At 57.2% G+C, this 18,579-nt stretch carries 21 protein-coding genes; 17 read left to right on the top strand and 4 right to left on the bottom strand.

What is annotated here, in order from left to right; translation table 11 throughout:
- Positions 1-9 precede the first annotated feature (9 nt).
- The 11 genes from ACQ4WY_RS08260 to ACQ4WY_RS08210 all read left to right on the top strand — a co-directional run bounded on the left by ACQ4WY_RS08260 (position 10) and on the right by ACQ4WY_RS08210 (position 6,974).
- On the top strand, positions 10-258 hold the full coding sequence (locus tag ACQ4WY_RS08260; RefSeq protein WP_436503583.1) for a hypothetical protein: 249 nt from the start codon (positions 10-12) through the stop codon (positions 256-258).
- Positions 255-2,378 (top strand): T6SS phospholipase effector Tle1-like catalytic domain-containing protein, encoded by a 2,124-nt coding sequence (locus ACQ4WY_RS08255; protein WP_436503582.1) that lies wholly within the window; start codon positions 255-257, stop codon positions 2,376-2,378. The genes ACQ4WY_RS08260 and ACQ4WY_RS08255 overlap by 4 nt, the downstream gene beginning before the upstream one ends.
- Before the next feature lie 215 nt (positions 2,379-2,593).
- Positions 2,594-2,902, top strand: a complete 309-nt coding sequence (locus ACQ4WY_RS08250; protein WP_436503581.1) for a hypothetical protein — start codon at positions 2,594-2,596, stop codon at positions 2,900-2,902.
- 38 nt (positions 2,903-2,940) lie between these two features.
- Positions 2,941-3,411 (top strand): DUF3304 domain-containing protein, encoded by a 471-nt coding sequence (locus ACQ4WY_RS08245; RefSeq protein ID WP_436503580.1) that lies wholly within the window; start codon positions 2,941-2,943, stop codon positions 3,409-3,411.
- On the top strand, positions 3,356-3,691 hold the full coding sequence (locus ACQ4WY_RS08240) for a hypothetical protein (RefSeq protein ID WP_436504452.1): 336 nt from the start codon (positions 3,356-3,358) through the stop codon (positions 3,689-3,691). Before ACQ4WY_RS08245 ends, ACQ4WY_RS08240 begins: the two co-directional genes overlap by 56 nt.
- Positions 3,692-4,009: a DUF3304 domain-containing protein gene (locus ACQ4WY_RS08235; protein WP_436504415.1), complete on the top strand. Its 318-nt coding sequence runs from the start codon at positions 3,692-3,694 to the stop codon at positions 4,007-4,009.
- Positions 4,010-4,155: 146 nt separating this feature from the next.
- Positions 4,156-4,611 carry a DUF3304 domain-containing protein gene (locus ACQ4WY_RS08230; protein ID WP_436503579.1) on the top strand — a complete coding sequence of 152 codons (456 nt, stop codon included), beginning with the start codon at positions 4,156-4,158 and terminating at the stop codon, positions 4,609-4,611.
- A 109-nt stretch (positions 4,612-4,720) separates the two neighbouring features.
- The gene (locus ACQ4WY_RS08225; protein ID WP_436503578.1) at positions 4,721-5,173 is read left to right on the top strand and encodes a DUF3304 domain-containing protein; all 453 of its coding nucleotides are present in this window, start codon (positions 4,721-4,723) and stop codon (positions 5,171-5,173) included.
- Between the two features lie 144 nt (positions 5,174-5,317).
- Positions 5,318-5,773, top strand: coding sequence for a DUF3304 domain-containing protein (locus tag ACQ4WY_RS08220; protein WP_436503576.1), 456 nt, complete (start codon positions 5,318-5,320; stop codon positions 5,771-5,773).
- A 66-nt stretch (positions 5,774-5,839) separates the two neighbouring features.
- Positions 5,840-6,373 carry a DUF3304 domain-containing protein gene (locus ACQ4WY_RS08215; RefSeq protein ID WP_436503575.1) on the top strand — a complete coding sequence of 178 codons (534 nt, stop codon included), beginning with the start codon at positions 5,840-5,842 and terminating at the stop codon, positions 6,371-6,373.
- Between the two features lie 145 nt (positions 6,374-6,518).
- Positions 6,519-6,974 carry a DUF3304 domain-containing protein gene (locus tag ACQ4WY_RS08210; protein ID WP_436503574.1) on the top strand — a complete coding sequence of 152 codons (456 nt, stop codon included), beginning with the start codon at positions 6,519-6,521 and terminating at the stop codon, positions 6,972-6,974.
- Positions 6,975-7,114: 140 nt separating this feature from the next.
- Here ACQ4WY_RS08210 and ACQ4WY_RS08205 read toward each other — a convergent pair whose 3' ends face one another.
- The gene (locus tag ACQ4WY_RS08205; RefSeq protein WP_034750862.1) at positions 7,115-7,969 is read right to left on the bottom strand and encodes an SIS domain-containing protein; all 855 of its coding nucleotides are present in this window, start codon (positions 7,967-7,969) and stop codon (positions 7,115-7,117) included.
- Between the two features lie 211 nt (positions 7,970-8,180).
- Positions 8,181-9,653, bottom strand: coding sequence for a glucose-6-phosphate dehydrogenase (gene zwf, locus ACQ4WY_RS08200; RefSeq protein WP_034750861.1), 1,473 nt, complete (start codon positions 9,651-9,653; stop codon positions 8,181-8,183).
- A 561-nt stretch (positions 9,654-10,214) separates the two neighbouring features.
- On the opposite strand from zwf, the gene ACQ4WY_RS08195 reads away from it, so the two are divergent.
- The gene (locus ACQ4WY_RS08195; RefSeq protein ID WP_099379036.1) at positions 10,215-11,168 is read left to right on the top strand and encodes a chemotaxis protein; all 954 of its coding nucleotides are present in this window, start codon (positions 10,215-10,217) and stop codon (positions 11,166-11,168) included.
- Between the two features lie 70 nt (positions 11,169-11,238).
- Here ACQ4WY_RS08195 and ACQ4WY_RS08190 read toward each other — a convergent pair whose 3' ends face one another.
- Together ACQ4WY_RS08190 and pgi are read right to left on the bottom strand one after the other, a co-directional pair.
- Entirely contained in the window at positions 11,239-12,135 is an 897-nt protein-coding gene (locus tag ACQ4WY_RS08190; protein WP_436503573.1) for an SMP-30/gluconolactonase/LRE family protein, read from the bottom strand.
- A 9-nt stretch (positions 12,136-12,144) separates the two neighbouring features.
- Positions 12,145-13,809: a glucose-6-phosphate isomerase gene (pgi, locus tag ACQ4WY_RS08185; RefSeq protein WP_436503572.1), complete on the bottom strand. Its 1,665-nt coding sequence runs from the start codon at positions 13,807-13,809 to the stop codon at positions 12,145-12,147.
- Between the two features lie 334 nt (positions 13,810-14,143).
- On the opposite strand from pgi, the gene edd reads away from it, so the two are divergent.
- The 5 genes from edd to ACQ4WY_RS08160 all read left to right on the top strand — a co-directional run bounded on the left by edd (position 14,144) and on the right by ACQ4WY_RS08160 (position 18,565).
- The gene (edd, locus tag ACQ4WY_RS08180) at positions 14,144-16,057 is read left to right on the top strand and encodes a phosphogluconate dehydratase (protein ID WP_436503571.1); all 1,914 of its coding nucleotides are present in this window, start codon (positions 14,144-14,146) and stop codon (positions 16,055-16,057) included.
- A 3-nt stretch (positions 16,058-16,060) separates the two neighbouring features.
- Positions 16,061-16,690, top strand: coding sequence for a bifunctional 4-hydroxy-2-oxoglutarate aldolase/2-dehydro-3-deoxy-phosphogluconate aldolase (gene eda / locus ACQ4WY_RS08175; RefSeq protein WP_070260457.1), 630 nt, complete (start codon positions 16,061-16,063; stop codon positions 16,688-16,690).
- Positions 16,691-16,766: 76 nt separating this feature from the next.
- A complete protein-coding gene (locus ACQ4WY_RS08170; protein WP_436503570.1) occupies positions 16,767-17,279 on the top strand; it encodes a Rhs element Vgr protein in 513 nt (170 codons plus the stop codon).
- Between the two features lie 174 nt (positions 17,280-17,453).
- Positions 17,454-17,972 carry a TadE/TadG family type IV pilus assembly protein gene (locus ACQ4WY_RS08165; protein WP_436503569.1) on the top strand — a complete coding sequence of 173 codons (519 nt, stop codon included), beginning with the start codon at positions 17,454-17,456 and terminating at the stop codon, positions 17,970-17,972.
- Positions 17,972-18,565 carry a TadE/TadG family type IV pilus assembly protein gene (locus ACQ4WY_RS08160; RefSeq protein ID WP_436503568.1) on the top strand — a complete coding sequence of 198 codons (594 nt, stop codon included), beginning with the start codon at positions 17,972-17,974 and terminating at the stop codon, positions 18,563-18,565. Before ACQ4WY_RS08165 ends, ACQ4WY_RS08160 begins: the two co-directional genes overlap by 1 nt.
- The last annotated feature ends 14 nt before the right edge of the window (positions 18,566-18,579 follow it).

Raw genomic sequence — 18,579 nt, 5'->3', positions numbered from 1 at the left:
GGAGCCGTAGTGTCGCTTTACGGACCGAGCCGACCGGAGTGGCCGGGAAAAATCAAGGGGTATCCGGTACCGACGAAGGAGTATCGGGATGAACGCCGCAAGGAAAAAATAAAAAGAGAAAAGGCTGTTCTACATTCTATGGAGAATGCATTAGATGGCGATGTGAGTGACCTAACTCCTGTAGAGTTGATGAGATTGAAGGGGGCAATTGAATATAGTAAAAAGCTTATTAATCTTCTTGAGGAAAATGATAAATGACTGCTTTTTTAGTTGATATTTATCCAGCTATAAAAAATGATCCTTCTGATTTCATTGTTTTTTTTGACGCGAAAAATGAAAAACCAATTCTTAGTGATTTTGCAAGGGAACGTGAATGCCCACTTCCAGGTTTCCCTCCGCCATGTGATGTCAATCTGTTTTTCGGCTTTTTTTTCGACGGTACCAATAATAATATGAAACGGGATCTGGCATTTCATTCGCATAGTAATGTGGCACGTTTGTATCACGCATTTCCCGGTGGTAAAGACACGCATGGCAGCGATGCCTGGCCGGACTTGGAAAAAAAATACCACAAGAGTTATTTCCGCACCTACGTCCCCGGGGTCGGCACACGCTTCGACGAGGTTGGCGATACGGGCGAGGGATTTAGCATCCTCACCAGCGACCGGGCGCGCGGTCTGGCTTTTGCCTACAAGGGCGAGAATCGCATCATCTGGGCATTGGTGGAAGCACTCAATAATGTGCACAGATATTATACCGATGCCCCCTTGGTGGACGATAAATCGTTTAAAGAGGGCTTCAATACGCTCAGTTTGCCCAGCAAAGTGCAGCCTTCACCTGCATTGGAGAACGCTTTTACGCAAGCTTTGCAAAAGTTGCACAGCAATTTGCGGCCATTTGTACCGGTTCGGGCGCCGGGGAAAGATGCCAAGAAAGGCAGGGTGATCAATATTTTCGTGTCGATGTTCGGTTTTTCGCGCGGCGCGGCCGAAGCGCGCGCGTTTGCCAACTGGTTTATCTGGTTATGCCAGCTGGATGCGCAACTATGCAACCAGGCTGCGCAACTGGCCGTTATCGAGGACTTCGAGACGCGCAAGTTAAGTATTGGCACCATTGAGGTGACGTTTGATTTTATGGGCCTGTTCGATACCGTCGCTTCGGTTGGCTTGGCGGCTTCAGTGCCTCTCCCGAACAGGATGGTGGACGGACATGGCGGCTGGGCCGACACTGAAGTGTCGCTCAAAATACCCACGGCACCGGGGCCAACCAAGTGCCTGCACCTGGTGTCGGCGCATGAAGTGCGCCGGTCTTTTCCCTTGGACTCCGTTGCTCATCTGGGCAATATTCCCCCTAATTGCACGGAAATTGTTTTTCCTGGCGTTCATTCGGACATCGGAGGCGGCTATTTGCCGCGAGAGCAAGGGCGCGGCACAGATCCAAGCGGAGGCGACTTGATGTCGCGCATTACGTTGGCCACGATGTACCGGGCGGCGCGCGTGGCTGGGGTGCCGCTGAAGCTGGAAGAGGCCAGTGAAAAGACGAAGCGGGCCTTTCGCATCGATCCGCGCACAATAGCCACCTTCAATGCGTATATCGGCTTTTGCCATGCGCAGCAAGGCGCTGAACCCTCATTGCGGCTGCATACGATCATGGAATTCCAGCACATGCTGTACATACAGTGGCGCAAGAAAATGCTAGGCAAGATGGGAGACTTACCGAATGTCAAGAATCTGGCAACAAGCTATAAAAGCGGGAAATTTGATTTTACTGATCTCACGATGGCGGACAAAGAGCTGGAGGAAGAGGTTGCGAGCTTTGAGAAGTGGCGCATCGATCAGCGTACGACCAATAGTAGAGGGCAGCCCCGTAATCCTGAATGGAAACCTATCGCCGAATTTTGGGACAAGCCGTTACCACCCGCCGAAGTAAATAACTTTTTTGAGCAGTTCGTGCATGACTCGCGCGCATGGTTCAAACCGTTGGGGAAAGACATTCCCGACTTGTGGTATGCGCTGGAATTGCTTGTGGCTCAGGAAGAGCGAGCCCGTGAATGGGAGAGCGGTCCGGAGGCAGACCCTGGGAAGCCTAATCCCTATCGCTTGAGCACAAAGGAAAAAGAGCAATTGCTGCGATACAAAGCTGTTAAAGGCACCGAAAATGAAATGGATGCGATTGAGCCGGACAAGGGCGGACGCGAAAACAGACTCCTGGGAGGTGGCTATTTGCGTTTCCGTTCAATTTATATGGGATCGGATACCTTCAAGCCGTCGGGCGCTCAGTATGCGGGCATGCTGCCTGTTTTGCACAAGGAACAGCGCGGTATCGCGATGGCCCATCACAGATCTGCCGATGCGGTGGAGCAGGCGAAGACGGCGTAAGTCAAGCCAAGTCCTTGAGCTACCCGTGCGCTGTGCCGATAGCCGCACATTGCCGGCCTTGCTGGCAGCTTTGACTCAAACGCAGTCTGCGCAGATCTACCGCTGGTGGTCGCTGTGGCGCGATGGTTCCCTGGTCAGTTGACAGGGCGCAGACCAGGCCCATCCCGGCGGAGTTTGACAAATTCCCCCTAGGTGCCGCCGCCTTTGCCGCCCTGGTGGATATCGCCGAGGCCGACGCCATCCTGGCCAAGCTGCATGATGTGCAGCCGGACCTGTTTCATTCCGGCACTCCGGCCGAGTGTCACGCGCGCGTGGCGCGTCATTTGCTTGTGGCAAACGCCAGCGGCATCGAGGCGGCGGGCCAGCGTCAGCATTTCAGCGCCCTGGCCTTGATGCTGGCCGATGATTTTACCTTGCATCCTGCGATGGCCAGCCTGTTGCGGCGGAAGCGTCAGGGTGCGAATTACCTGTCCGAACTCGACACGCTGCCTGACGATTTCTGGCCGGCGCGCTCGGTTGCATAGGCTTGTTCCTTCAACTGCCTACTTTGATAAAAGGAAAAATGATGAAATGGATTATTTATCTTGGTAGTGCCTTGTTTAGTGTCTTGCTGCTGAGTGGTTGCGCCCTCAAGGCCAGGCAGTTTAAGGAAGCAGGCCCAAGTCCTACGGCAGGAGCGCAGGTAGGTATTGTGAACCATACGGGGGAATATATTTACTCCGCATCGGTGGATGGGGCGGGAGGAGCCAATATGGCCAGATGGGGAGCGGGGGGAGCCGATGTTTGTTGTACTTCTATCCCGCGAGTGTGGTATCCGGGAATGATGGTTCTGGTGCGGTGGGACATGCCAGATGGACTAAAGCATATTGTTAAAGAAAAAATGGTGGAAGTGGAAAAATACGATGAGCCGGGTGATATCTATATGCATTTTTTTTCCAATGACGAGGTGAGAGTGGTTGTGTCAAATGCTGGAGGGGGTGCAAAAACTCATCCTATTCTTCATTCCGGAAAACCTGCCAATCTTCCTTTATAGGATGATTGATAAAATTTTTATTTCTGGACCGCTCCCCATCAATTTCTTCTTGAAGCATCCACGTGTGGACAGTCCCTTATTTTCTATTGCCGTATATGGCAGTAAAGTAGAAAAACTACGTGGCATTTTTTTGCAAGGTAAAAATGATGAAATGGATTATTTATCTTGGCACTGCCTTGCTGCTGAGCGGCTGTGCCCTCAAGGCAGGCAGGTTAAGGAAGCCGGCCCAAGTCCTACCGCGACAGCACAGGTGGGTATTGTGAACCATACGGGGAAGTAAATTTACTCCGCATCGGTTGATGGCGCGGGAGGGGGGAATATGGCCAGATGGGGAGCGGGGGGGGCTGATGTTTGTTGTGCTTCTATTCCGCGCGTATGGTATTCGGGAATGAAAGTCTTGGTGCGTTGGAATATGCCTGAAGGGCGTACCGACGTTATCAAAGAAAAAATGGTGGAAGTGGAAAAATACGATGAGCCCGGGGATATCTATATGCATTTCTTCCCCAATGATGAGGTGAGAGTTGTTGTATCAAATGCTGGAGGGGGTGCAAAAACTCATCCTATTCTTCATTCCGGAAAACCTGCCAATCTTCCTTGATAGGATGATTGATAAAATTTTCATTTCTGGACCGCTTCCCATCAATTTTTTCTTGAAGCATCCACGTGTGGACAGTCCCTTATTTTCTATTGCCGTATATGGCAGTAAAGTAGAAAAACTACGTGGCATTTTTTTGCAAGGTAAAAATGATGAAATGGATTATTTATCTTGGCACTGCCTTGCTGCTGAGCGGCTGTGCGTTCAAGGCCAGGCAGGTTGAGGAAGCCGGCCCAAGTCCTACCGCAACGGCCCAGGTGGGCATCGTGAATCATACGGGCGAATTTATTTACTCCGCATCGGTGGATGGGGCAGGAGGGGGAAATATGGCCAGATGGGGGGCGGGACTTGCCAATATTTGCTGCACATCCATTCCTCGAGTGTGGTATCCGGGAATGAAAGTCCTGGTGCGGTGGGATATGCCAGAAGAACATACACATATTGTCAAAGAAAAAATGGTGGAAGTGGAAAAATACGATGAACCTGGAGATATCTATATGCACTTTTTCCCCAATGACGAGGTGAGAGTTGTTGTGTCAAATGCCGGAGGTCGTGGAAAAACTCATCCTATTCTTCATTCCGGAAAACCTGCCAATCTTCCTTGATAGGATGATTGATAAAATTTCCATTCCAGGAGCGTTTCCCAGTACTTTTTTCTCTAGCCGTCGACGCTTGATCAATCCAATTGGCCATTAGTTTTATAAAAGGAAAATTATGAAATGGATTATTTTTTTTGGTGGTGTCTTGTTGCTGAGTGGCTGCGCCCTGAAGGCAAGACAGGCTGAGGAAGCCGGCCCAAGTCCTACCGCGACGGCTCAGGTGGGAATTGTGAATCATACAGGGAAATATATTTACTCCGCATCGGTGGATGGGGCGGGAGGCGCCAATATGGCCAGGTGGGGAGCGGGAGGGGCAGAAATTTGCTGTGCCTCTATCCCGAGGGTGTGGTATCCGGGGATGATGGTTCTGGTGCGGTGGAATATGCCTGAGGGGCATACCGACGTAATCAAAAAAAAGATGGTGGAAGTGGAAAAATATGATAGGCCAGGAGATATCTATATGCATTTTTTTGAGAATGACAAGGTGAGAGTTGTTGTGTCAAATATAGATGGCGAAAGTAAAAATCATCCTATTCTTCATTCCGGAAAACCTGCCAATCTTCCTTGATAGGATGATCGATAAAATTTTTTTTCTGGACCGCTTCCCATCACTTTTTCTTGAAGCGTCCGCGCGTGGGCAGTCCCCTATTTTCTATTGCCGTATGTGGCAGTGAAGTAGAAAAACTACGTGGCATTTTTTTGCAAGGTAAAAATGATGAAATGGATTATTTATCTTGGCACTGCCTTGCTGCTGAGCGGCTGTGCGTTCAAGGCTAGGCAGGTTGAGGAAGCCGGCCCAAGTCCTACCGCGACGGCCCAGGTGGGCATCGTGAATCATACGGGAAAATATATTTATTCCGCGTCGGTGGATGGGGCAGGAGGGGGAAATATGGCCAGATGGGGGGCGGGACTTGCCAATATTTGCTGCACATCCATTCCTCGAGTGTGGTATCCGGGAATGAAAGTCTTGGTGCGTTGGAATATGCCTGAGGGGCATACCGACGTTGTCAAAGAAAGGATGGTGGAAGTGGAAAAATATGATAGGCCAGGAGATATTTATATGCATTTTTTTCCCAATGACGAGGTGAGAGTGGTTGTATCAAATGCCGGAGGGCCTAGCAAAATTCATCCTATTCTTCATTCCGGGAAGCCTGACAATCTTCCTTGATAGGATGATTGATAAAATTTTCATTTCTGGACCGCTTCCCAGCACTTTTTCTTGAAGCATCCACGCATGGGCAGTCCACTATTTTTTATTGCCGTATATGGCAGTAAAGTAGAAAAACTAAGTGGCATTTTTTGCAAGGTGAAAATCATGAAATGGATTATTTATCTTGGTACTGCCTTGCTGCTGAGCGGCTGTGCGTTCAAGGCCAGGCAGGTTGGGGAAGCCGGCCCAAGTCCTACCGCGACGGCGCAGGTGGGTATTGTGAACCATACGGGAAAATATATTTATTCCGCATCGGTGGATGGAGCGGGAGGGGGAAATATGGCCAGATGGGGGGCGGGACTTGCCAATATTTGCTGCACATCCATTCCTCGAGTGTGGTATCCGGGAATGAATGTCTTGGTGCGTTGGAATATGCCGGAGGGGCATACCGACGTTGTCAAAGAAAAAATAGTGGAAGTGGAAAGATACGATGAACCTGGAGATATCTATATGCACTTTTTCCCCAATGACGAGGTGAGAGTTGTTGTGTCAAATGCCGGAGGTCGTGGAAAAACTCATCCTATTCTTCATTTCGGGAAACCTGCCAATCTTCCTTGATAGGATGATCGATAAAATTTCCATTTCTGGACCGCTTCCCATCACTTCTTTCTTGAAGCATCCACACGTGGCATTTCCCCATTTTCTATTGCCGTATGTAGCGGTGAAGTGAAAATTACGTAGCATTTTCTGCAAGGTGAAAATCATGAAATGGATTATTTATCTTGGCGCTGCATTGCTGCTGAGCGGCTGTGCGTTCAAGGCCAGGCAGGTCGAGGAAGCCCGCCCAAGTCCTACCGCGACGGCGCAGGTGGGTATTGTGAACCATACCGGGAATTTTATTTACTCCGCGTCGGTGGATGGAGCCGGAGGCGCGGATATGGCCAGATGGGGGGCGGGGGGAGCAGAAATCTGTTGCACCTCTATCCCGAGAGTGTGGTATCCCGGAATAATGGTTCTGGTGCGGTGGGATATGCCGGATGGACTAGAACATATTATTAAAGAAAAAATGGTGGAAGTGGAAAAATACGATGAAACAGGAAGTATCTATATCCATTTTTTTCCAAATGACGAAGTTCGGGTTGTGGTTTCAATTTATCCCGGATATAGCACTGCTCATCCGATACGCCACACTGGGAAATCAAAGGATCCCAATTCTTAGACACGGATGGTGGGCTGATCTTTCGATGCAAAGGCTGCGCGTGTATCGGTTCCTCATGTGACATCAAGGAATGGACCTCCTGGTCCAATGGAGACGTTCGGATAAGGAACGGCACCAGCGAGGCTGGCGCCGATGGGGGATCAGCCGATGAAGGAGTCGAACTGCATGTCGAATTCCTGCAGCGCTTTCTGCGCATTTTGCATCTTCTTGCGGAACTCCGGGCCCCGTTGCAGGGCCAGGCCCACGGCCAGCACGTCGATCACCACCAGGTAGGCCAGGCGGGCGGAAATCGGGGTGTAGGGGTCGGTGTTGAAGACCAGGTCGATCGGGATCAGCACGGTCGCCAGGTCGGCCAGCGGCGTGCCCGATGGGGCCAGCACGACGACGTCGGCGCCGCCGCGGCGCGCCAGTTTTACGGAGCGCACGAGGGCGGGGCTGTTGCCGCGCTGCGAGATGGCCACCAGGCAGTCGCCGCCGCGCAGCAGGGCTGCGGCGATGCTGTGGATGTTCGGATCGCTGTAGGCCACCGTCGGTACGCCCGAACGGAAGAACTTGTGCTGCGCGTCGGCCGCCACGATGCCCGAGGTGCCCTGGCCATAGAATTCGATCTTGCTGGCGCGCGACAGGATGTCGAGCGCGCGCTGGATCGCTTCCGGGTTCAGGTTGTTGCGCAGGTCGAGCAGGGTGTTGATCGAACGGCTGCAGATTTTATTCACCAGGTCGGCCGCCAAGTCGTCCTGCGCCGGCTGCTCGTTCGCGCCCGGCATGGCCAGGGCCAGGCCCTGGGCCAGCTTCAGCTTGAATTCATGCCAGCCGTCGTAGCCCAGCGTGCGGCAAAAGCGCACCACGGTCGGTTCCGACACCTGTGCGCTTTTCGCCAGCGCCGTGATGTTCTGGCTGACCGTCTGGTTCGGCTGGTCAAGCACGGCCAGCGCGACCTTCTTCTCCGACTTGGAGAGCGAATCGAGCTGGGTGCGGATGGAGTCAAGCAGCATTAAATTAGTCTTCTGTTTTCGGGAAGCGGTGAAGCAGGGGTTTCGTGGAGCACCGCTCCACGCCTGCGTAACGGTCTGGCTTTACAAGGCCAGACTCCTTGCGCTTCCAAACTAGTATACTGGCAGGGGTGAAGCAGGGATTTCGCGGAGCACAGCTCCGTGCCTGCGTAACGGCCTGGCCTTGCAAGGCCAGACTCCTTGCGCTTCCAAACTAGTCTTCAGGAAGCGCTTCTTCACGCCACTGCAAGCCATCGCGGCCGATCAGGGCGCTGGCCGCGGCCGGGCCCCAGGTGCCGGCCGTGTACGGAATCGGCGCACTGTCGTTTTGTTCCCAGTTGTCGAGAATCGGTTCGACCCATTCCCAGGCCGCTTCCAGTTCGTCGCCGCGCATGAACAGGGTCAGCTGGCCGCGCAGGACGTCGAGCAGCAGGCGCTCGTAGGCGTCCATGCGCGGGGTCTTGAACGATTCGCGGAAATCGAGTTCCAGTTCCGCCGGTTTCAAACGCATGCCGTCGCCCGGGGTTTTTGCCATCAGGTTCATGCGCAAGCCTTCGTCCGGCTGCAAACGGATCACCAGGCAGTTCGGCTGGAAGCTGGACGTCGGCTGGTTGAAGATCGAATGCGGAATCTGCTTGAAGCGCACGACGATCTCGGCCAGGCTGTCGGCCATGCGCTTGCCCGTGCGCAGGTAGAACGGCACGCCGGCCCAGCGCCAGGTGTCGATTTCCGCCTTCAGCGCCACGAAGGTCTCGGTGCGCGAATGTTCCGGCGCATCCGGCTCGTCGCGGTAGCTCGGCACGGTGGCGCCGTCGACGTGGCCGGCGCGGTACTGGCCGCGCACGATGTTTTGCGCCAGGGTGGTGGGCGTGAATTTTTTCAGCGAGCGCAACACTTGCAGTTTTTCATCGCGCACGGCGTCCGGTGCGATCGACGTTGGCGGTTCCATGGCGACGATGCACAGCAGTTGCAGCAAATGATTCTGCAGCATGTCGCGCAGCGCGCCCGAGGTGTCGTAGTAACCCATGCGGTTGCCTACGCCCAGCTTTTCGGCGATGGTGATCTGCACGTCGGAAATCCATTCACGGCGCCACAGCGGTTCGAACAGGATATTGCCGAAGCGCAGGGCCAGCAAGTTCTGCACGGTTTCCTTGCCCAGGTAATGGTCGATACGGTAGATCTGCGATTCCTGGAAGACCTTGCCCACTTCGGCATTGATCTGCTTGGCGCTGGCCAGGTCGCGGCCCAGCGGTTTTTCCAGGACCACGCGCGAGTTCGGCGTGACCAGGCCGTTGTCTTCCAGGTTGTCGCAGATGAGGGCGAACAAATGCGGCGGCGTCGCCAGGTAGTACACACGCGTCAGGTCGGCATCGCCGCGCAGCGCTTCGACCAGCGGCGCGTACGTGGCCGCATCGCTGGCGTTGAGCGACACGTACACGATGCGCGCGCAGAATTTGCTCCAGGTGGCGGCATTCAGGGTGCTGGCCTTGATGTGGGGGCGCGAGTTGGTCTCCACCATCTTCAGGAAGGCATCCTGGCCGCTGTCCTGGCGGCCTACACAGATGATGCGCGCCGTCGGCGGCAAATCGTTCGCGACGTCGCGCGCATACATTGCAGGCAGCAACTTGCGCATTGCTAAATCGCCGCTGCCGCCAAACAGGACCAGGTCAAAATCGGTAAGTGCCATAAGTGAGTGTCGTCGCAAAAGTAAAAGGGCCGGAGCGGGGAGGAAGCCGACCGGAAGTGCCAGTCTGTCGCTACTATAATCGGTGGTGTAAATTTACTACGTAGAACAGGCAATTGCAAGAAATTTTACTACATTTCATCCCCTGCCGTCGCAGTTTTGCCCCGTATGCATGCCAGCGGCGCCGGCATGGCCATTATATGCGGTTCGCTGGCGCCGGCGCAGCGTCATGCTTTTCATAGCCTTTTCAAAGCAACCATGGTTGCCAGGGAAAATTCGATTCCCTACGTCATCATTTGCGCTGTAGCAACAAGCAAATCAAGAAATGCTCCCAGGATCGCCGTTGGCAGCGTAAAGTAGCTTTGAGGAAAGTAAAAAAACGTATAATTCAATCTCGAATCGATAGCAACTATTGGTTGTAAGAAATTGTACGATAGACACTGCACCGCTAGCGCCGGCCATGCCCCGAACCCGCCGTCCGACGTCCATGCGACGTGCAGTCCGCATTGCCCGCAGCATCAGTGGCAGGCGACTTAACTTTACAAGACGGCTCAAGGGGACACAATGAATTCAATGCAGCAAGACGTCGATGAACGCACCAGCCTGACAGGCAATAACAAATTCGAACTGTTCCTGTTCAAACTGGGCACCAGTGATCACTCGACCAGCCGCGAACTCTTCGGCATCAATGTGTTCAAAGTTCGTGAAATCATGGAAATGCCGGCCATTACGGCGGTGGCCGGTTCGCACCCGCACATGCTGGGCGTAGTCAATATCCGTGGCCAGATCGTGCCCGTGATCGACTTGCCGATGGCGGTCGGCTGCAAGAGCAATGGCTTGAAGATTCTGATGGTGACCGAATTTGCCCGCTCGACGCAGGCGTTTGCCGTGGAAGAGGTCGATGAAATCGTGCGCCTGGAATGGAATCAGGTGCTGTCGGCCGAATCGAGCGTCGGTGGCGGCCTCGTCACCAGTATCGCGCGCCTCGATGGCGACACGGACAAGACACGTTTGGCGCAAGTGCTGGACGTGGAGCAAATCCTGCGCAACGTGCTGCCGTCGGGCGACCCCGACGTGGACGAGAACAGCATCGGCCCGCAAGTGCGCTTGCCGGCCGGCGCCGTAATCCTCGCGGCCGACGATTCCTCGCTGGCCCGCTCGCTGATCGAAAAGGGCCTCGAAGCGATGGGCGTGCCTTTCATCATGACCAAGACGGGCAAGGAAGCGTGGGAGCGCCTGCAGGCGATCTCGGCCCAGGCGGCCACGGAAGGCAAGACGGCGAAAGACAAGGTCGCGCTGGTGCTGACCGACCTGGAAATGCCGGAAATGGATGGCTTTACCTTGACGCGCAACATCAAGAACGATGGCCGCTTCTCCAACATTCCCGTGGTGATCCACTCGTCGCTGACGGGCTCGACCAACGAAGACCACGTCAAGGGCGTGGGCGCCGATGGTTATGTGGCCAAGTTTGTGGCGGCTGAACTGGCCGAGACGATACGCAAGGTGCTGGCCCGCTAATTTGCGCGGCCGCATGTGAAAAAGCGCCGGTACCCGCAAGGGTCCGGCGCTTTTTCATGCTGGCAAACGATTACGCCTGATACAGGTGTTCGGGCTGCCCTGCCACGTCCACGCGCACGGACAGTACGTGGCCGCTCAACGGGTAGTTGGCGATCTCGGCGGCTGAGCGATTGTGGCTGGCGCTGGTGATGTACAGGGTGCGCAGGTCCGGGCCGCCGAACGTCACCATGGTGGGGCAGCGCACGGGCACGGTAATTTCGCCCAGCAGATGGCCATCGGGGGCGAAGCGTAAAATCTTGCCGCCTTCAAACATGGCCGACCAGTAATTGCCTTCGCTGTCGACGGCCGCGCCATCGGGGCGCCCGCCGTAGTCGGCCGCTTTCTTGTCCATGGAAAAGCGCTGGAATGGTTGCGGCGCGGAAATGGCCCCCGTGGCCGCGTCGAAATCGAAGCGGTCGATGCGGTGCGTGGTGGTATCCGAGTGGTACATGGTGCGCTTGTCCGGGGAAAAGCCCAGGCCGTTCGATACCGTCATGCCACCGGACCAGACCTTGCGCACTTGTCCCTTTTCCAGCACGAACATTTCGGCCGCATCGGCGCTGCGCGGCTCGAAAATCGTGCCGACCCAGAAACGGCCGGCTGGGTCGACCTTGCCATCGTTGAAGCGCGTGGTGGCCATGTCGAATGGCGCCGGGGCGATTTCCGCCAGGCTGCCCGTCTTCGTGTCGAGGTGGGCAAAGCCGCTGCGCAAGGCCACGATCAGGCCGCCGCCCGCATTGATGGCCAGTGCCGACGGTTCCGTCGGCATGCTCCACTGCTCATGCTTGCCGCTGGCCGAGTGCAAGCGGTGCACGGCGCGGCCATCGATATCGACCCAGTACAGGGCCGCTTCCTTGCCATGCCATAACGGGCATTCGCCCACTTGCATGGCTTTGTCACTGACTACCTTGATTTCGTAAATATTCATCTATCTCTTTTAGTATGCGGCTTTTGCGGCCTTGGCCAGCGCAATCAAGCCATTGGTCGAGCTGTCGTGGTGGTCGGGACGGGCTTCGCCCGTCAGTTCGGCCTGGATTTTCTTGGCCAGCACCTTGCCCAGTTCCACGCCCCACTGATCAAAACTGTTGACGTTCCACAAGACGCCCTGCACGAAGGTCTTGTGTTCGTACAGCGCGATCAGGGCGCCCAGGGTAGTCGGGGTCAGCTGGTCCATCAAAATGGTATTGCTGGGGCGGTTGCCCGGGAAAGTCTTGTGCGGCACCAGCGCTTCGATCTCGTTTTCCGGCAAGCCCTGCGCCTGCAAGTCAAGGCGTACTTCTTCGCCCGTCTTGCCCGTCATGAAAGCTTCCGACTGGGCAAAGCAGTTCGCCAGCAGGGCGTCGTGGTGGCCCGGCAAATCGTGCGTGGCGCGCAGGGCGGCGATGAAGTCGATGGGTGTAATATCGGTTCCCTGGTGCAGCAGCTGGAAATACGCATGCTGCGCATTCGTGCCGCAATCGCCCCAGATGACGGGACCGGTCGGCACGTCGACGGGCACGCCATCTTTGGTGACGCGTTTGCCATTGCTTTCCATGTCCAGTTGTTGCAAATAGGCGGCAAAGCGGCTCAAGTCCTGGTGATACGGCGCGATGGAAACGGAGCCGCAATCGAGGAACTGGCGGTTCCAGAAACCCACCATGGCCAGCACCACGGGCATGTTCTGTTCCAGCGGGGCCTGGCGGAAATGCTGATCCATCGCATGCGCGCCGGCGAGGAAATCGCTGAAGTATTCAAAGCCGACGGACAGCGCCACAGCCAGGCCGATCGAGGACCAGACGGAATAGCGTCCGCCGACCCAGTCCCAGAACGGGAACATGTTTTCCGGCGAAATGCCGAAGTCGACGATGGCTTGTGTGTTGGTCGAAACGGCCACAAAATGTTGGGCCAGATCCTTTTCTTCACCTTCCAGCAAGAACCAGGCGCGCGCCGTGTTGGCGTTGAGCATGGTTTCAGCCGTAACGAAGGTTTTCGAGGCCACGATGAACAGGGTGGTTTCCGGATCGACCTTGGACAGGGTCGCTTCCATGTCGTGGCCGTCGACGTTGGAAACAAAATGCATTTCCAGGCCCGGGTTGGCGTAGGAGCGCAGGGCCAGGCAAGCCATTTTCGGGCCCAGGTCCGAACCGCCGATGCCGATGTTGACGATGTCGCAAATCGGCTTGCCCGTGTAGCCGAGCCAGCTGCCATTGCGGACCTTGTCCGTAAACGCTTTCACGCGTTGCAGCACATCTTGCACGTCAGCATCGATATCCTGGCCATCGACTACCAGCCTGGTGCCGCGTGGCGCGCGCAAGGCGGTATGCAGAACGGCCCGATGTTCGGTAAGATTGATTTTCTCGCCAGTGAACATGGCTTCGCGCTGCGCTTCCACGCCGCGCTCGCGGGCCAGTTCCATCAGCAGGCGCATGGCGGTGGCGTCGACCCCGTTCTTCGAGTAATCGAGCAGCAGTCCTGCCGCATCGACCGTCATGCTGGAAAAGCGCGCGGGGTCGGCCGCAAACAGCTGGCGCAGATGCACGTCGTGCAGGCTGGCGCTGTGCGCTTGCAGGGACTGGAAACTGGCGGTGGCGGTGATGGCAGGAGTAGGTGCTGGCTGGCGCATGGCGGTCGGCTTGGGTGCTTGTCTCGGTTGAAGGGAGCGCGGCGCGTTCGTGGTGGCGAACAGCGGATCCGGCGTTGGTATGAGAATAATACATCAGAAAAACGTAATTTCACTACAGTTTGTGCAGGCGCATAGCATTTTCAGCGTTTTTTCAGCGTTTTATCCGCGCTGCAATAGATAGGCAAGCAAGACGAGTGGACGTGGCACGCTGTTGTTTTGCCTTGAAAAGTCGTGGAAATATGGATTATTTCTGCCACTGGCCACTGCAAGAGTGCTTCTGCGCGACCATTTTGTAGTAAAATTTCACGAAATACTCATTTTTAAGGAAATCCATATGGCGCTGCATCCAGTAGTCGAATCCGTAACAGCGCGCATCATCGCGCGCAGCCGGCCATCGCGCGGCGCCTACCTGGCGCATCTGGATGCGGCCCGCATCCAGGGCGTGCAGCGCGGCGCCCTGTCGTGCACCAACCTGGCGCACGGCTTTGCCGCCTTTCCTGCCAACGACAAGCTGTCGCTGAAGGAATACAAGAAACCGTCCGTGGCCATCGTTTCCTCGTACAACGACATGCTGTCGGCGCACCAGCCCTTCGAAGGCTTCCCGCAGATCATCAAGCAAGCCGTGCGCGAAGTGGGCGCCGTCGCCCAGTTCGCCGGCGGCGTGCCCGCCATGTGCGATGGCGTGACGCAAGGCCAGCCGGGCATGGAACTGTCGCTGTTCTCGCGCGACACCATCGCCATGTCGACGGCCGTGGCGCTGTCGCACAATATGTTCGACTCGGCCCTGTACCTGGGCGTGTGCGACAAGATCGTGCCGGGCCTGCTGATCGGCGCGCTGCACTTCGGCCACTTGCCCGCCGTCTTCGTGCCGGCCGGTCCGATGACGTCGGGCTTGTCGAACCAGGAAAAAGCCAAGGTGCGCCAGCTGTATGCGCAAGGCAAGGCCACGCGCGAAGACTTGCTCGAAGGCGAGTCGAAAGCCTACCACGGCGCCGGCACCTGTACCTTCTACGGCACCGCGAACAGCAACCAGATGCTGATGGAAGTGATGGGCCTGCACTTGCCGGGCGCCGCCTTCATCACACCGAACACCCCGTTGCGCGATGCGCTGACGGCCGCCGCCGCCCAGCGCGCCGCTGTCATCACGGCGCAAAGCGGCAGCTACTTGCCAGTCGGCCATATCGTCGACGAGAAATGTATCGTCAACGCCGTCGTGGGCTTGCTGGCCACGGGCGGTTCGACCAACCATACCTTGCACCTGGTGGCAATCGCCAAGGCGGCTGGCATCGTCATCGACTGGAACGATTTCAACGAACTGTCGGCCATCGTGCCGATGCTCACGCGCATCTACCCGAACGGCGACGCCGACGTGAACCATTTCCACGCGGCCGGCGGCACCGGTTACCTGATCCGCGAACTGCTGGATGCGGGCTTGTTGCACGAAGACGTCAACACCATCCTGGGCCACGGCTTGCGCGCGCACTGCATGGAACCGTTCCTCGGTGAAGACGGCAAGGTCTTCTGGAAAGATGCTCCGGCCACCAGCGCCGACGAAAACGTGCTGCGCCCCGCTTCGAACCCGTTCGCGCCGGACGGTGGCATGGTATTGGTCGCGGGTAACCTGGGCCGCGCCGTGATGAAGGTCTCGGCCGTCAAGCCGCAGCACCGCACGGTCGAAGCACCGGCGCTGGTGTTCAATTCGCAGGAAGAGTTCATGGCCGCCTACAAGGCGGGATCGCTGGACCGCGATTTCGTTGCCGTGCTGCGCTTCCAGGGTCCGCGCGCCAACGGCATGCCGGAACTGCATGCGCTGACGCCCGCGCTGGCCAACCTGCAGGATGCGGGCCGCCACGTGGCGCTGGTCACCGATGGCCGCATGTCGGGCGCATCGGGCAAGGTGCCGGCCGCCATCCACGTATCGCCTGAAATTCTCGCCGGTGGCCCGCTGGGTCTCGTGCGCGACGGCGACATCATCCGTCTCGATGCCTTCACTGGCGTGCTCGAGGCGCTGGTGCCGACCGATGTCTGGCACGCCCGTTCGCTGGTCACGGCCGACCTGTCGCCGAACCACGTCGGCATGGGTCGCGAGCTGTTTTCCATGTTCCGTTCCACCGTCAGCGCGGCGGAAGAGGGTGCCACCACCTTCGGCCTGCCGTCGCCGATTCCCACCACCGTCGCCTTGCACGACGCCGACAATGTCGGTGATACCGTACCGGGTTCCGATGAAGACTTTTTGGCTAGGAAATAAGAGATGACCATGACACTACTGGAAATTATGCGCACGTCGAGCGTGATCCCCGTGATTGCGATCGACGATCCTGAACATGCCGTACCGCTGGCGCGCGCGCTGGTGGCGGGCGGCATCCGCGTGCTGGAAGTGACCCTGCGCACGAAACACGGCCTGGAAGCGATTCGCGCCATGTCGGCCGTGCCGGGCGCCATCGTCGGCGTGGGTACGCTCACCCGTCCCGAGGAATTCGCACAGGCGCGCGACGCGGGCGCCGTCTTCGGCGTCTCGCCAGGCCTGACGTCGGCCCTGGTGGCGGCGGCGAAAAGCAGCGGCCTGCCATTGCTGCCAGGCGTGATGACGCCAGGCGAAGTGATGGCGGCGCGTGAAAACGGCTTCCAGCAGCTGAAACTGTTCCCGGCCGTGCCGGCGGGCGGCATCGGCATGCTCAACGCCATCTACGGCCCGCTGCCGGACATCACGTTCTGCCCGACGGGCGGCATCTCGCAAGAGACGGCGTCGCAGTTCCTGGCGTGCAAGAACGTCGCCTGCGTGGGCGGCTCGTGGCTGACGCCGAAAGACGCGATCGCGGCCGGCAACTGGGACCGCATCACGGAAATCGCGAAAGCTGCCAGCGGTTTACGGTCGGCCTAAGCGGTACCGGCGCGGCAGGCTTGCATGCCTGCCGCGCTTTCTTCCCTCGCTTCCTTCCCTACTTCTCATGCGAGTCTTGCGCCGCCCCCTGACCATCGGCGAAACCGCCATGGCCCGCAGCGTCTTTCGGGGCGCCATCGACTACGCGCGCGTGTGCGTCGTGCGCGGCTCCTTCCTACCGTTTGGCTTGCAGGACCAGAACACGGCCATGACGCCGCGCGGCAGCCTGCATTTCATGCCGGCCCAGTATCGCGACGATTTTTCCCGCGAAGGCAACAGCGGCAAGCTGTTCTTCATTCACGAAATGGTGCACGTGTGGCAGTACCAGCTCGGTTACAGCGTGCTGCTGCATGGCGTGCTGCTGGCGCTGTGCGGTGGCTATATCCGGCAGCGGGCCTACCGCTATGATGCGCAGGCCGGCGGCGTCCTGTCCGACTTCAACATGGAGCAGCAGGGCGACATCATCGCCCACTACTTCGGCGCGCGCCAGCTGGGCATTCCCGCCCACGTGGCCAAGCTGCCACAGCTGCAGGAGATCCTGCAAGGCTTCCTGCTCGACCCCGCCGACCGCCGCTTGCTTCCGCGCTAATTTCGTTTCCTATCGTTATTTGGTGTACACGTATATTTGTATGTAATTTGCATGTATTCGGGCCTTGACTTTCGTCTCAGTATTACCTAAATTACATTATACAAAGAGCAATTTATTTGTTGTATTTGCAACCTCAGCGCGAGACTGAGGGCAACCTGTCCAAGCGAGTAAATCATGCAGACTAGAAACAGCTGTAGGGGAATGTTGCGCCTGAAAAAACCAACACGCGGGGCAGCGCTAGTGGAATTTGCCTTGATCGCCCCCATCCTCTTTTTCCTTATCGCCATGATCATGGAACTGGGCGTCATGTTCTGGGTCAACCTGACGATGCAGTACGCGGTGCGCGAAGGGGCGCGCTACTCCATCACGGGGCAAAACAACCTCGATCCCGCCAGCGCCAACAAGCAGCGTTACGAAGCGGTGCTGAAAAAGATCAACGACAGCTCGCTGGGCCTGTATGCCATGGTCAGTCCCGTGGTGGTGGTCAATGGCGTCTCGCAAGCGCCCTCCGCGTACAACAACAATATGTTTGGCGCGGCCGGCGATATCGTTGTGCTACAGGTGAACTGCACCTGGCCCGTCATCACCCCCGCATGGCGGTTGATGGCCCTGCTCAATCCCAAAACTTCCACCAGTGCGCCCGGCCAGTATGCCTTCAGCGTCGCGGCCACCATGCGCAACGAGGCCTTCTGATGACACCATCCAAACAATTGATATTGGCACGCGCGCGCAGCCAGCAGGGTGTGGCCGCCGTCGAGTTCGCCCTGGTGCTGCCCTTCCTGCTGATGATGGCCGTCCCCGTCTTCGACCTGGCGCGCATCGTGCAGGGCGACATGATATTGACCAATCTGAGCCGCGAGGGCGCCAACCTGGCGTCGCGCTCGTCGCAGGATCCGCAAACCATCATGACGGCGCTGGCGATGACGACGCCGCCGCTGGACATGGCCAGCAATGGCAGCATGTACATCAGCAAGATCATGGGCAATGGCCCCGGCAAGCAGAACGTCATCCTCGAGCATTACCGCTGGACCCAGGGGCCGCAGCAGGCCAGCAAGGTGTGGAGCTGCAGCAGCTGGGCCAGCGACGGTACGGGCAAGTGCACCAGCATTCCCAGCGCGGGTTCGCCCATCAACGATGCCATGAGCAACCAGCTGGCCAATGGCGAAGTCATTTATGTCGTCGAGGGACTGTATCGCGCCAACATCCTGTTTGCCGGCATGAGCCTGGGCTTTGGTGCGCAAACGCCTCAGCTGAGCGGCAACTTGTACGCCAAAACCATTTTTTAGACACGCTGTCATCA

The organism is Janthinobacterium salmonicoloratum, from assembly GCF_051380845.1.
GTDB lineage: Bacteria > Pseudomonadota > Gammaproteobacteria > Burkholderiales > Burkholderiaceae_D > Janthinobacterium > Janthinobacterium lividum_F.
Note: the sequence above shows the minus strand (reverse complement) of the source record. Positions and strands in the feature narration are given on the sequence as shown.